At 71.8% G+C, this 12,626-nt stretch carries 12 protein-coding genes and 1 pseudogene; 7 read left to right on the forward strand and 6 right to left on the reverse strand.

Translation table 11 applies throughout. The features are described 5' to 3' along the window. Positions 1-24: 24 nt before the first annotated feature. Entirely contained in the window at positions 25-216 is a 192-nt protein-coding gene (locus K228_RS0119620) for a DUF5703 family protein (RefSeq protein WP_025619973.1), read from the forward strand. Between the two features lie 66 nt (positions 217-282). On the opposite strand, the gene K228_RS0119625 is transcribed toward K228_RS0119620, so the two are convergent. Then, on the reverse strand, positions 283-939 hold the full coding sequence (locus K228_RS0119625; protein WP_025619974.1) for a hypothetical protein: 657 nt from the start codon (positions 937-939) through the stop codon (positions 283-285). Between the two features lie 53 nt (positions 940-992). Then, positions 993-2,321, reverse strand: coding sequence for a M20/M25/M40 family metallo-hydrolase (locus tag K228_RS0119630; protein ID WP_025619975.1), 1,329 nt, complete (start codon positions 2,319-2,321; stop codon positions 993-995). 108 nt (positions 2,322-2,429) lie between these two features. Here K228_RS0119630 and K228_RS0119635 point away from each other — a divergent pair, with 108 nt between their 5' ends. Continuing rightward, on the forward strand, positions 2,430-2,672 hold the full coding sequence (locus tag K228_RS0119635; RefSeq protein WP_025619976.1) for a hypothetical protein: 243 nt from the start codon (positions 2,430-2,432) through the stop codon (positions 2,670-2,672). Positions 2,673-2,734: 62 nt separating this feature from the next. Here the strand turns inward: K228_RS0119635 and K228_RS0119640 are convergent, their stop codons facing one another. Genes K228_RS0119640 through K228_RS0119650 form a run of 3 tightly spaced genes read right to left on the reverse strand, consistent with a single transcriptional unit; the run spans position 2,735 to position 5,810 of the window. Then, positions 2,735-3,085 carry a DUF3140 domain-containing protein gene (locus K228_RS0119640; protein ID WP_018742626.1) on the reverse strand — a complete coding sequence of 117 codons (351 nt, stop codon included), beginning with the start codon at positions 3,083-3,085 and terminating at the stop codon, positions 2,735-2,737. Then, positions 3,085-3,252, reverse strand: coding sequence for a hypothetical protein (locus K228_RS28930; RefSeq protein ID WP_188116224.1), 168 nt, complete (start codon positions 3,250-3,252; stop codon positions 3,085-3,087). Before K228_RS28930 ends, K228_RS0119640 begins: the two co-directional genes overlap by 1 nt. A gap of 14 nt (positions 3,253-3,266) precedes the next feature. Further along, a complete protein-coding gene (locus tag K228_RS0119650) occupies positions 3,267-5,810 on the reverse strand; it encodes an ATP-dependent Clp protease ATP-binding subunit (protein ID WP_025619977.1) in 2,544 nt (847 codons plus the stop codon). Between the two features lie 127 nt (positions 5,811-5,937). Between K228_RS0119650 and K228_RS0119655 the strand changes: the two genes are divergently transcribed. The 5 genes from K228_RS0119655 (at position 5,938) to K228_RS29675 (ending at position 11,156) form a co-directional block, all read left to right on the forward strand. Next, the gene (locus K228_RS0119655) at positions 5,938-6,318 is read left to right on the forward strand and encodes a PIN domain-containing protein (RefSeq protein WP_025619978.1); all 381 of its coding nucleotides are present in this window, start codon (positions 5,938-5,940) and stop codon (positions 6,316-6,318) included. Between the two features lie 150 nt (positions 6,319-6,468). Continuing rightward, positions 6,469-6,729, forward strand: a complete 261-nt coding sequence (locus K228_RS0119660; protein WP_018731041.1) for a hypothetical protein — start codon at positions 6,469-6,471, stop codon at positions 6,727-6,729. Between the two features lie 8 nt (positions 6,730-6,737). Continuing rightward, positions 6,738-7,829, forward strand: a complete 1,092-nt coding sequence (locus K228_RS0119665) for a magnesium transporter (RefSeq protein ID WP_025619979.1) — start codon at positions 6,738-6,740, stop codon at positions 7,827-7,829. Continuing rightward, positions 7,822-10,494, forward strand: coding sequence for an FtsK/SpoIIIE domain-containing protein (locus K228_RS0119670; RefSeq protein ID WP_025619980.1), 2,673 nt, complete (start codon positions 7,822-7,824; stop codon positions 10,492-10,494). Before K228_RS0119665 ends, K228_RS0119670 begins: the two co-directional genes overlap by 8 nt. After that, positions 10,491-11,156, forward strand: coding sequence for a hypothetical protein (locus K228_RS29675; RefSeq protein WP_025619981.1), 666 nt, complete (start codon positions 10,491-10,493; stop codon positions 11,154-11,156). The genes K228_RS0119670 and K228_RS29675 overlap by 4 nt, the downstream gene beginning before the upstream one ends. 69 nt (positions 11,157-11,225) lie before the next feature. Here K228_RS29675 and K228_RS0119680 read toward each other — a convergent pair. Next, positions 11,226-12,518, reverse strand: a pseudogene (locus K228_RS0119680) (cupin domain-containing protein); the annotation flags it as partial. Between the last annotated feature and the right edge of the window lie 108 nt (positions 12,519-12,626).

The following is a 12,626-nucleotide window of genomic DNA, read 5'->3' on the forward strand; positions in this document are numbered from 1 at the left end:
GGGCGGATGGGCAGCATAGGGCCCATGGACTACGAATACGTGCCGCTCCGGTTGCCCCCGAACGTTGACCGGCTGACCGCGGCGGCGCAGCTCGCCATCCAGGCGGAGTTCTCCGGCTGGGAGCTGACCCGGGTCCGGCTGTTCCGGGATGGGACCCGGCAGGTCGTTCTGCGCCGTCGCCGGATCAGCCCGCCACAGCCCGGCCTCTCCTACTGACCGCCGCGGCCCGAGAGTCGGCTCCCCTCGCCTCGCCCCGCAGGGTGAGGTCGCCGTGGGGGGCGGCTAGTGAGAGTGGTCGTACTCCTCGTCGTCCAGCTCGAAGAAGGGGTGCTCGTCGAGCCGCCCGACCAGCCGGTCCTCGGCGGCGGGCTGGAACGGACCCACCGGGTCGTCATCGTCGAAGGCCTCGAGATCAACCGCGGCGTCAACCTCGCTGACCATGACGACGCCATCCATTGGCTCCAGCTCCGGCACATCCAGCGCGGCCAGCGACCCGTCGCCGCTCTGCAACAGCTCCAGGACCGCCTCACCGACTCCCTCGACGGGGGCCGGCTCCTCCTCAGCCGGGGTGTCTGCCCGACGGGCCGACACGGCGGCTCGGATCAACGCCGAGATGCTCGGCACCCGGTAGTCCCGACGCTGCCGTACCGAGATGACCCGGGAGTGGCTGTCGGCGGCCGGCGATCCGTCGGGGCTGGCGAAGCGCTCGTCGGCCTCCTCGGGGTTGATCGCCTGCACATCCCAGGGAGTAACCTCGCCGAAGGCCTCCATCAGCTGCTCATCGTAGGCGTACGAGGCGTTGTTCAACGCGACGTATGCCTGCCAGACGGCATCGTCGTCGATTCGGCCCTGCGCATCGCGCACAGCCGCCAGGTGGTGGCGGGCCGCCTCGATGACGCGTTCGAGGGCAGTGTCCAGCTCACCATGCTGGTCGATCATGTAAGGCGTCCCTTCGGTGTTCGGAAGGCGCCGCGCCGAAGTACGGAAGCGGCTCAGCAGTTGCGGAGGAACCGGTCGAGAACCCGCACGCCGAACTGTAGTCCGTCCACTGGAACCCGCTCGTCGATGCCGTGGAACAGCGCCGAGAAGTTCAGGTCGGCAGGGAGGCGCAGCGGCGCGAAGCCAAAGCAACGGACACCCAACCGCGCGAAGGCCTTAGCGTCGGTGCCCCCGGAGAGCATGTACGGCACCGGCCGGGCCCCCGGGTCCTCCGCACGCAGCGCCGCGGAGATCGCCTCGACCAGGGCACCGTCGAAGGTGGTCTCCAGCGCGGGCTGGCGCTGAAGATACTCGATCTCGATGTCCGGGCCGACCAACTCGCGCAGTTGCCGCTCCAGCAGCTGCGACTGGCCGGGCAGGCTACGGCAGTCGATGGTGGCGGTGGCCCGTCCGGGAATGACGTTGTCCTTGTAGCCCGCAGCGAGTCGGGTGGGATTGGCCGTGTTACGGATGGTCGCCCCGATGAGGTTGGCGATCGGGCCGAGCTTGCCGATGGCCGCCTCCGGATCATCCGGATCCAGCTCGATACCGAGCGCCTCGGACACCTCAAGGAGGAACGCACGTACGGTGTCGGTGACGACGACCGGGAAGCGGTGCTGGCCGATCCGGGCGACCGCCTCGGTGAGGGCGGTGACGGCGTTGTCGTCGTGCACCATCGAGCCGTGCCCCGGCCGCCCCCGGGCGTGCAGCCGCAGCCAGTCAATGCCCTTCTGGGCGGTCTCGATCAGATACAGCCGCTGGTTCTCGTTCACCGAGTACGAGAAGCCCCCGACCTCGCCGATGCCTTCGGTACAGCCCGCAAAGAGATCGGGGTGGTTCTCCACCAGGAAGTGCGCGCCGTACTCACTGCCGGCCTCTTCATCGGCGGTGAAGGCGAGCACCACGTCCCGGGGCGGCCGAAATCCGCTGCGCTGCCAGTGCCGCACCACCGCCAGCATCATCGCGTCAAAGTCCTTCATGTCGATCGCGCCACGACCCCAGAGGTAGCCGTCCCGCAGCTCACCCGAGAGCGGGTGCACCGACCACTCGTCGGCGTCGGCCGGCACCACGTCCAGGTGGCCGTGGACGAGCAGGCCGGGTCGGGTCCGGTCGGTGCCGGGAATACGGGCGACCAGGTTGGCCCGGCGGGGCGCGGCCTCGTAGAGCACCGAGTCGATGCCGACCTCGGCGAGCTTCTCCGCCACGTACTCGGCCGCTCGGCGTTCCCCGACGCTGGTGTCGTTGTCACCGGTGTTGGTGGTGTCGATGCGCAGCAGATCCTGACAGAGGCCAATGACCTCGTCGGTGGGCGCGGGATGGGCGCAGGCGACGTCGCTCCTCATCGCTCCTTGATACCAGGAGCGCGCCCGGGGTGGGGTAGGTGCCCGACCCGACAGCTGTCGAACGGGCCCACGGGGTGCGAACGCCGTGCCGCCGGGTAACAGACGGGCATGACCGACCTGTACCCCGCCGCCGACGACCGCGAGACATTGCGGCAGGCAGCCACCGCGCACACCGCCGCCACCCGGGACGTGGAGCTTTTCCTCCGCCGCCTACCGGCGGTTCCCGCCGCGGCAGACGTCACCGAATACGCCAACCTGCTCACCCGGGAACGGCAGACCCGCGCCGACCGGGAGGCCGCCGCTGACGCGGCGGGCCTGACAATCGCCAGCCTGGAGCCCGGCGCGGGATGATCCGTCGGGGGCGGGTGCCGGTGAACCCGAGGCCGGCACCCACCCGACCGGATCGGCAGCGGTCAGCGTTCCACCAGCACGTCATGGCCCAGATCCAGCAGGGCGTGCCGCCACCGGTCGTCGGCGTTGCCGCGCGGCGGCTTCGCCGCCAGCAGGTTCTCGATCTCGTCAATCGTGTCCCGCATCGTCTCGATGTCATCCCGGGTCAGGTCCACCTTGCGTTTGGTGAGCACCCGCAGGATGTGCCGGCCCGGCTCGGGCAGGCCGAGATCGGGGTCAGGCCCGAACGTCTCCTCGCCGGAGCCCCGGGTAAGCAGCCACTGCCGCAGCTTCTCGGACGGCACGTTGACCCGCTCGTGGAAACTCTCCCAGAGCTCCTCCACCTGCGGATCGAGCCGCTGCTCGCGTACCATCAGCCCTCCTCTCGCCGGTCGTCGGTCGCCGCCGGGTCCGGCTCGCCGGTCCCCTCCTGCCCCGGACCCTCTGGTGGCACCTGCACCCGGGCGGGGTTCGCGGTCGGTGCTGCGACGATCGGCTCGGTCCGTTCGGTGTTCTCCTGGCTCTCCTCGGGTTCGGTCATCTCCGCCTCCGAGCTCAACGGGGATGCGTGGTGGTAGCCGCGGTATAACCGCCGTCCTCGGCGACATCGATGGTGAGCTGGCCGTCGCGGGCGTCCACGACCACCCGTTGGCCCGGCGACACCGCGGACTCCAGCAACATCCGGGACAACTGGTTGTCCACCTCGCGCTGAATGACCCGACGTAGCGGGCGGGCCCCAAACTCGGGCTGGTAGCCGTGCTCGGCGAGCCAGTCGATGCCGGCGGTGGTGATCTCGACATCAACATCCTGCGCGTGCAACCGACGGCGGGTCTCCGCCAACAGCAGTTCGGTGATCTGCCGCAGTTGCTCCGCCTCCAGGCGGCGGAAGATGATGATCTCATCAATGCGGTTGAGGAACTCTGGACGGAAGTTCTCCTGGAGCCGGCGCAACAGGCGGTCGCGGAGTTCGTCGTTCTCCCCACCGGCCGCCCCGGCGCCGAAGCCGACCGCCCGCTGGGTGCCGGTAATCAGCTCCGAGCCGAGGTTACTCGTCATGATCAGAACGGTGTTCTTGAAATTCACCGTCCGGCCCTGGCTGTCGGTGAGCCGGCCGTCGTCGAGCACTTGGAGCAGGATGTTGAACACGTCCGGGTGCGCCTTCTCAATCTCATCCAGCAGCACCACCGCGTACGGGCGGCGCCGTACCGCCTCGGTGAGCTGCCCGGCCTCCTCGTACCCGACGTAGCCGGGCGGCGCGCCGACCAACCGGCTGACCGTATGCCGTTCCTGGAACTCGCTCATGTCGACCCGCACCATCCGGTCGGCCTCGCCGAACAGCGCCTCGGCAAGTGCCCGGGCCAACTCGGTCTTGCCGACGCCGGTGGGGCCGAGGAAGAGGAAGCTCCCCATCGGCCGATCCGGATCCGCCAGCCCGGCTCGAGAACGGCGCACCGCCTCGGAGACCGCGTTGACCGCGTCGTCCTGCCCGACGACCTTTTCGTGCAGGTGCCCCTCCAGCCGCAGTAGCCGATCCCGCTCCTCCTCGGTGAGCTGCGCAACGGGGATCCCGGTAGCCCGGGAGACCACCTCGGCGATCTCGTGCGGCCCCACCTGTGGCACATGGTTGGCGCTACCCTCGTCGCCGCGAACCCGGCGGATCTGGGCCTCCAAGTCGGCGATCTGGTCGCGCAACGTGGAGGCCTTCTCGTACTGTTCGTCGGCGACGGCCTGCTCCTTGTCGCGGCGTACCTCGTCGAGCCGGGTCTCCAACTCGCGTACGTCCGAGGCCGGGGTACGGGTGCGCAGCCGGACCCGCGCGCCGGCCTGGTCGATCAGATCGATCGCCTTGTCCGGTAGGTAGCGGTCGGTGACGTAGCGATCGGAGAGCTCCGCGGCGACGACCAGCGCCTCGTCGGTGAAGCGGACCTGATGGTGCGCCTCGTAGCGGTCGCGAAGGCCACGCAGGATGGCCACCGTGTCGTCGACACCCGGCTCGGGCACGAAGACCGGCTGGAAGCGGCGGGCCAACGCGGCGTCCTTCTCGATGGTCCGGCGGTACTCGTCCAGCGTGGTCGCGCCGATCACGCGCAGCTCACCGCGGGCCAGCGCCGGCTTGAGCATGTTGGACGCATCCATTCCACCCTCGCTGCCGGCCCCGCCCGCCCCGACCAGGGTATGAATCTCGTCGAGGAAGACGATCAGCTTTTCGCGATGGGTCCGGATCTCGTCAATGACCTTCTTCAGCCGCTCCTCGAAGTCACCCCGGTAGCGGGTACCGGCGACCAGGCCGGCCAGGTCAAGTTGGATGACCCGCTTACCGAGCAGGGTCTGCGGCACGTCGCCATCGCAGATCCGCTCCGCGAGCCCCTCCACAATGGCGGTCTTGCCGACACCGGCCTCACCGATCAGCACCGGGTTGTTCTTGGTCCGCCGAGACAGGATCTCGACTGCCTGCTCGATCTCGTCGGCGCGGCCGATGACCGGGTCGATCTGATCGTTCTGGGCGAGCTCGGTGAGATCCTGCCCGTACTGGTCGAGGGTGGGGGTGCCCCGATCCGGCCGCGGCCCACTTGTCGGGGCCCGGTCGGCGCTCGCCGCCTGCAACGACTCCGGCTGGATCCGGCCGGCGGCGAGCATCCGGCCGGCGGGCGACTCCGGGTTCAGCGGCAACGCCATCAGGATGTGCTCCGGCCCGATGTAGTTGGCGCTCATGGCTCGGGAAAGCTGGTGGGCATCGAGCAGCGCCCGCTTGGCCGCGGGAGTGAGGGAGAGGTTCGGCGGGACCTCGCCCCCCGGCGCCCCCTCACCCCGCCCGCCAAGCGCGTTGAGCAGGGTCTCGGGTTCGGCACCGGCTCGTTTGACCAGCTCGCGCAGGGACTGCCGTTGCAGCGCGGCCCAGAGCAGGTGGTCGGTGTCCAGGTCGGTGCTGTGCCGCTCAGCCGCCCGACGTGCTGCGTCGGCGAGCATCTCTCGGGCATCGGCGGTCATCAGCCGGGTGATGTCGACCCGGTGCGCGGGCCGGCGCCCACCCTCGCTCCGGCCGAAGTAACGGGCCAGGAACTCGTCCCATGGGTCGGAGCCGAAGTCGCCGGGTCCCATATCTGTCTCCTCCGCTGCTCGGCGCGGCACGGTCGCCAGGGGCTACCCGGCAGTCGTCGGGACAAACTCCGCCGGCTGGCCACCGAGGTTGCCCGGGTGCGGGCGGATCGGGTGGCAGGCTGGCGGCATGAACGGGACACCGCTGCTGATCGTGGACGCCGCCAATGTGGTGGGATCCCGGCCGGACGGTTGGTGGCGGGACCGGGTCGGGGCGACCACCCGACTGCGGGACAGCCTCACTGGCCTGCCCGATTCCGGCGTGCCACCGGAGCTGCCGCCGCCGGTCGAGGTGGTGCTGGTGGTCGAGGGTGCGGCGAGCGGGGTGCCGCCGGTGCCGGGGGTACGGGTGGTGGTGGCCCAGCACTCCGGCGACGACGCGGTGGTGGACCTGGTCGGCGCCGACCCGCAGCGCCGCCGGATCGTCGTCACCGCCGACCGTGAGCTGCGCGAACGCGTGATCCGACGGGGCGCCGAGGTGCGTGGGCCGCGCTGGTTGACCGGCCGCTGAACCCACCCCCGCGCCACCGGGGCAGTCGACCTCCCAGCGCTTGCGGATGACAACCACTCAGTAGGGTTGAATACTGACAGGGAGGATGTTCTTTCCCCGGCGCCGATAGGCTCTAATGGAGGCCTCCCCCCCGCCCCAGGAGGTTCCGTCGTGGCGAGCGTCGCCGAGCTCAAGGCAGCCATCGATGTCGCGCTCCAACAGATCGGTGACGGCCAGAGCGCTGTGCACGCTGCCGGTGAGAAGCTGGCCGAGGCGCAACAGACGCTGGCCGGCGCGTTGGAGGGCAGCGGACACGAAACGGTGGATGCGGCCCAGGCCTCGCTGACCCAGGCGGGGCAGGAGTTGGAGGAGTGTTTGGCGGCCACACTCGTCGCGGTCGAGCAGGCCCAGCTGTACGTCGCGACCCTCTGACCGCGGCCGTGTCCATCGTCGAAGATCTCGGCGCGCAGGTGCGCGCCGCCAGCGATGACCTGCCGCTCGGCCAACTCACCGAGGCGCTCGAACGGTTCGGGCTGGCCGCCGAGCGGCTGCGCTGGGTACGCCAGGAATCCGCCAACCCGATGGGGGTGCCGGAGCTGTCCAGCGCCGTCGAACATGCCGAGTCCGCCGGCTACGCGCTGCGGGTCGCCCAGGAACAGCTGACGGCGTACCTGGCCATGATCGGGCTGGCCGCCGACAACTCGCCCGCCCCACGTACCAGCCCCGAGCAGCAACCGGCACACGATGCTCCCCGTGGTGCCACGCCACCGGCGACAGCCGCTGCCCCGCCAAGCCCGGCCGCCGCACCCCGTTGGTGGGCAGTCCGGGTCGCCGAGTTGACCGGTGGCGGGAGCGTCTCGGGGCAACCGGATGAGGCGATCGCCGACTCCGGCGACCTGCTGCGCCGAGTCGTCCACGAGGTCCGCGCCGGCGACCGGGAACGACTCCGGGTCGAGCTGGGCCGCGCCCACGCCGACGTGGGGTTGGGGCTGGCTGCCCTGGCCCCTCCCCTGCTGCGGGAACTGGCCGGGGAGTTCCTTGGCCACCCGCCTCGGGCCGAGGACCTGCCACGGCTCCGCCAAGCCCTGGACAGCCGGACCCGCGACCTGCTGCCGGGCCTACCCGCGCCGGTGGTGGAGACCCTGCTGGCCCGGGTCTGCCGGATGCCGCCGCCCCGCCGGGACGACGCCGAACAGCCCCATGCCGCCGACTCGGCGGTCACCGCCGGGGTGCTGACCGGTGTCCTGCTCGACCGGCTCGGCCGTGCGCTACCGACCCCGGCGGAGCGCGAGCGCCGCACCGACGACACGCAGACCCGGCCGATGGCGGCGGATGACCAGCAGCGAGCCGCTGCGGACCGCGGCCGGCGGACCGACGCCGAGTGGGAGCGACGCGCCGCCAGCATCCGGCAACAGGCGCCCACCCTCCAGCGGCAGCCCGCCGGACGCCGCAGTGGCCCACTCTCGGCCGGGAGCCGGAGCGGGGTGATCGACACGGGGCGTCCCTCGTCTCGGCGGGACGCCGATGGCTGACCGGCGGGCGCAGCTCGCCGCCCGGGTCCGACAAACCCTCGGCGAGGCCCTCGGCGCGACGCGGACCCGGCTGGCCGCGGCGCAGACCGAACTCGCCGCCGAGCAGGGCCGACTCGACCGGGTCCGCCAGGCCGCCGCCGCCGTGCCCGCACGGGTCGGCGCGGAGCGGGACCGGCGGCTCGCCGAGATCGACGCCCAACACTCGGCGCGGATCGCCGAGCTGTCCCGGCGGGCGGCTGAAGCGGCCCGCCGGGAGGCCCCGGGCGCGGCCACCGCCGATTGGTCACAGTGGCACCCCACCCCCGCCCACCGGACGGAGCCACCCGGCCCACTTCGGGTCGGTACGCTCGCCGTCCCGGGCGGGGAGCCGGTGCCCGCGCTGGTGCCGCTGCTCGATGCCGGGCACGTCGAGCTGACCGGTAGCGACCGGGTGGCGGGCGAGGCGGTGGTGGCCGCGCTGCTGCTGCGGGCGGTGGGCCGGGCCGACCCGGGCGCGGTCCGGTTGACCGGATACGACCCGGAGCATCTCGGGGGCGGCCTAGCCGGTTTCGCGCCGCTGGGCACCGCCGGGCTACTGACCTTCGTCGGCCCCGGCGGGCTGGGCCGACTCCTCGACGACCTCGTCGAGGAGATCCACCGGATCAACTCCACCGTCCTGGCCGGCGAGCACCGGTCCCTACGCGAGCTGGCCGCGGCCACCGGTCGCCGGCCCGAGCCGTGGCGGGTGGCGGTACTGCTCGGCGGAGAGGAGCCCTCCCGGCACGAACGCGGCCAGCTCGATCGGGTGGTCCGCACCGGCGCGGCGTGCGGAGTACACCTGGTGGTACGCGGCCGGACGCTGCCGCAGGACGCCACCGTGACCCGGATCCGCGTCGAACCGGGCCGGGCCGAGATTGTCGACGCGCCACCGGTCCGGCTCGACCCGGCGCCCCCGGCGCCCCTGGTCACCGAGACCTGCCGGGCCATCGCTGCCCGGGTCAACGCCGGTCCGGAGCCGACGCCCTTCACCGACCTGCTACCACCGCCGGATCAGATGTGGCGGGAGGACTCGGCAGCCGGCCTGACCGCGCCGATCGGCGAAGGAACGGATGGCCAGCCGGTACTGGTCACTCTCGGCGACTATCCGCCGCACGCACTGATCGGTGGCCCGTCCGGCACCGGCAAGACAAACCTGATCTTCGCCTGGATCGGTGCGCTCGCCGCCCGCTACTCACCGGCCGAGTTGGAGTTCTACCTGCTCGACTTCAAGGAGGGCGTCTCCTTCGCCCGGTTCGCGCAGGGTCGTCGCGACCCGAGTTGGCTGCCGCACATGCGGCTGGTCGGGATCAACGTCAACACGGACCGGGAGTTCGGACTCGCCTTGCTTCGCTTCCTCGCCGAAGAGCTACGTCGGCGCGCCGACGCGGCGAAGGAGTACGAGGTCACGAAGCTCGCCGAGCTGCGCGGGGTGGACCCAGCCGGACGGTGGCCGCGAATCGTCGCCGTGGTTGACGAGTTCCAGATGCTGCTCGCCGGCCGGGACGCGGTCGCCCGGGAGGCTGCCGACCTCCTGGAGGACCTGGCCCGACGCGGTCGCTCGCAGGGTATCCACCTGGTCCTCGCCTCGCAGGACGTCCGGGGGATCGAGGCGCTGTGGGGGCGGCCGGCCCTGGTCGCCCAGTTCACCCTCCGCATCGCCCTACCCAAGGCGCTGCGGATCCTCGCCGAGCGCAACGACGCCGCGCAGTCACTACCCCGCCACCACGCCGTGGTCAATGCCGAGTCAGGACTGGCCGAGGGGAACGAGATCGCCCGGATACCGTCGGCGAGCGACTGGGAGACGTGGAGTGGGCTGCAGCACCGACTCTGGCGGATGCGCCCGCCGGATGCCGCCCCGGCGCGACTCTTCGATGGTGACGCGATCCCCCGGTTGACCGACGCGCCGGACTACCAGGCGCTCTCCGCACCGGAGACCGGGACGCCGCGCGCCCCGACAGCGTTACTCGGCGAGATCATCGACGTACAGGCCCGGTCGGCAGTGCTTCGACTGCCGCGCGCACCCGGACGTAACCTCGCCGTGCTGGGCACCCGCGTTGACGAGGCCTGCGCCGTACTCGCCGCTGCCGGGCGGTCGCTCGCCCGGCAGCATCGTCCCGGAACGGCGCGCTTCTCCATCGCCTGTCTGGACCCGGACGCCGACTCCGCCGCCCGGTCCCTCTACGCCGACCTCGCCGACGATGCCGCCTGGTATGACGAGGAGACCGTGACCGAACTGATGGCCGAGACCACCGCCGGGCTGGGCGCCCCTGGCGTCGGCACCCCCCACTACCTGCTGCTGTTCGCAGTTGACGCGGCGGCCGGTGCGCTCTCTGCCCGGGTCGGCGGCCAGACCGGGTTGGAGCAGCTGCGTCGCGTCCTGCACGACGGGCCGGAGCGGCGGACGCATGTACTGGCCTGGTGGCGGGGGGTCGCGCGGATGCGGGCCGACCTCGGCGGACCGGCCGCCCGTACCGACCAGGTCGGCGCCTGGGTGGCGCTCGACACGCACGGTGGGGAACTGGGCGCCTCGCTCTACCCCGGTACCGGGGGGCCGGACTGGTACCCCCGCCCATGGCGGGGCCTCTTCTTCGACCGGGCGGTGCACCGCACCGGGCAGACGATCATCCCGTACGGGCATCAGCGGTGAACCAACCAGCGCCGAGCGAGTCGTACCCGGCGCAGGTGCGACGACTGGCCGATCTGACCGAGCAGGTGTCGGCGCAACGGGCTGAGGCGCACACCTGGTACGAGCAGCAGTGTGCGGCCGCGCGGCGGGCTGTGGCGAACGCCGAGGAGCAGGTCCGGCACGCGGAACGGGAGGTGACGGCAGCACGCAGGCTGCAGGAGCGAGTCGAGGCTGAGGTCCGGCTGTTGTGGCAGGAGCTACGCGGTCGGTTTCGGTCGGCGGGCCGCCGAATGGGCGGGCCCCCCGGTCCGGTCAACGGCGCCGCCGGGAATCCCCTGCCGATGCTGGCCGCGGTGCGGGACCTCCTGGCCCGTACCGGTCAACCCGGTGAGCTGCCCGGGTCCACCAATCCGCTGCTGGCTGTCTGCGGTTTCGGCGGTGCGCTGGTCACGTACGCCCTGGGCATCGTCGCCCGGACTGCCGGCGACCGGTACGGCGGGGACCTGGCGGTCGGGATGCCGGTGCTGGCGCTGGTAGTGACCTTGCTCGGCCCGCTGGTCGGCCTGGTCCCGGCGAAGATTCTCGCCGACCGGCAGCACGCGGTGCTCGGCCCGCGCCCGATGGCCGTGGTGGTGCTCGCCGGACTGCTGACGACGGGGCTCCTCCTGACCCTGGCCCGCTGAACCAGTCGGTGGCGGCAGCGTCGGGTCATCCGCCGCGCCCCCGTCGGGCCGGTTCGGGCAGCTGCCCTGGGCAGGTACGACGACCGCCTCCCGGAGCAGGCGGCGCACGAGGGTGACCCGGTCGGTGTTGTCGGCCAGGCCGGGCAGGTCCCCGACCCGGCTGACCTCCCCGGAGAGCAACGCGCGCAGGGCCGGGGCACACATCTGCGGCAGGATGATCGTACGGTCGAAGACCCGCAGCGTCACCCGCTCTCCCGCCGAGGTGAGCTGCCACCGCAGGCCCGGGCGGAGAGTGACCCGGCGGTCCGGGCTGAGCGCGCCCAACGCGGCCGTCTGGGCAAGGGGATACAGCGGGGCCGGCCGAGCCGCCGGCCATGCGCGCTGCCGCAGCCGAGCGGCGAGCACTGCTGGATCGACGCAGCGCAGCCAGTCCCGCAGCACCTCCACGGTCTCCGTCAACTCGGGCTTCACCGCCTCCGGGTCGGAGACGTCAATGCCGAATGGCAGGGTGGCCCGCAGCCGCGGCTCCTCGGCGGCGAGCGCGAGCAGCTCCTCGACCAGCGTGTATCGAGTCAGTGCCCGAACACCAACGGTCAGGTGAAGTGAGCTGCGTTCCTGGGCCTTGGCACTGTGCAGCCACCCACGGGGCAGGTAGAGCGCGTCACCGGGGGCGAGCAGCACGTCGAGGATAGGTTGGCCGGTCGCGGTCGCGGAGACCTCATCGGCTCGGCCGCCCCACGGCTGCCGCTCCAGCGGTGCGGGGAGCACCGGGGGATGAATTCGCCAGTGCTTCGCACCATCAACCTGGAGGACGAAGACATCGTGCGTGTCGTAGTGGGTGGCGAATCCCTGGCTGCCGGCAGGCGTCAGGTAGGCGTTGACCTGCAACGGCTGCCCGACAGCCAGGCCGAGTTCCCGGGTGAAGTCGATGAGTGCCGGCCAGATGCGGTGCAGGCCCTGCAACACCAGGGTCGCACCGCCGGCGTACAGGTCGAGAATCCTCTCGTCGAGGACCTGGTCGGTGATCTCGGCGCCCGCGCCCCCGCCGCCGGTGTACCGGGCCGCCGGCACCAACAGGCCGTCCTGCGCCACCCGCAGGAACGGGGTACGCAAGCCACGCCGACTAAGCAGTTCGTCCGCGTCGGCCGGGCTGAGTAGGTCGCAAAAGCCACTCTGGTTGGGCAGCTCGTCGGCGCGGGACAGCAGCGGCGTCTGTCCCCAGTGCACGGCGGCGAACCTCGCCGGCTCGACCGAGACGCACCGGGCCAGGGCCGACGGTGACCCCACGGACCTGTCGGGCCCCTCGGTGGCGGTCGGGGTTGCCGGGGGACTGGGTCCGCCCGGCGAGTCGAGGTACGGCACAGCGTGGTTCAGCCCGCGCTGCCGTCGGCACCACCATCGTGCTGACCCGGAGTCGCCCCACCATCAGCCGGACCCTCCGCGCTGCCGTCGGCACCACCATCGTGCTGA

Origin of the sequence: Salinispora cortesiana (assembly GCF_000484695.1) — a bacterium.
In the GTDB taxonomy this organism is placed as follows: domain Bacteria; phylum Actinomycetota; class Actinomycetes; order Mycobacteriales; family Micromonosporaceae; genus Micromonospora; species Micromonospora cortesiana.

Bases quoted from the DNA above. Each gene is read 5' to 3' on its own strand.
- K228_RS0119620 (WP_025619973.1), top strand. From the start codon at position 25: ATGGACTACGAATACGTGCCGCTCCGGTTGCCCCCGAACGTTGACCGG.
- K228_RS0119625 (WP_025619974.1), bottom strand. From the start codon at position 939: ATGATCGACCAGCATGGTGAGCTGGACACTGCCCTCGAACGCGTCATC.
- K228_RS0119630 (WP_025619975.1), bottom strand. From the start codon at position 2,321: ATGAGGAGCGACGTCGCCTGCGCCCATCCCGCGCCCACCGACGAGGTC.
- K228_RS0119635 (WP_025619976.1), top strand. From the start codon at position 2,430: ATGACCGACCTGTACCCCGCCGCCGACGACCGCGAGACATTGCGGCAG.
- K228_RS0119640 (WP_018742626.1), bottom strand. From the start codon at position 3,085: ATGGTACGCGAGCAGCGGCTCGATCCGCAGGTGGAGGAGCTCTGGGAG.
- K228_RS28930 (WP_188116224.1), bottom strand. From the start codon at position 3,252: ATGACCGAACCCGAGGAGAGCCAGGAGAACACCGAACGGACCGAGCCG.
- K228_RS0119650 (WP_025619977.1), bottom strand. From the start codon at position 5,810: ATGGGACCCGGCGACTTCGGCTCCGACCCATGGGACGAGTTCCTGGCC.
- K228_RS0119655 (WP_025619978.1), top strand. From the start codon at position 5,938: ATGAACGGGACACCGCTGCTGATCGTGGACGCCGCCAATGTGGTGGGA.
- K228_RS0119670 (WP_025619980.1), top strand. From the start codon at position 7,822: ATGGCTGACCGGCGGGCGCAGCTCGCCGCCCGGGTCCGACAAACCCTC.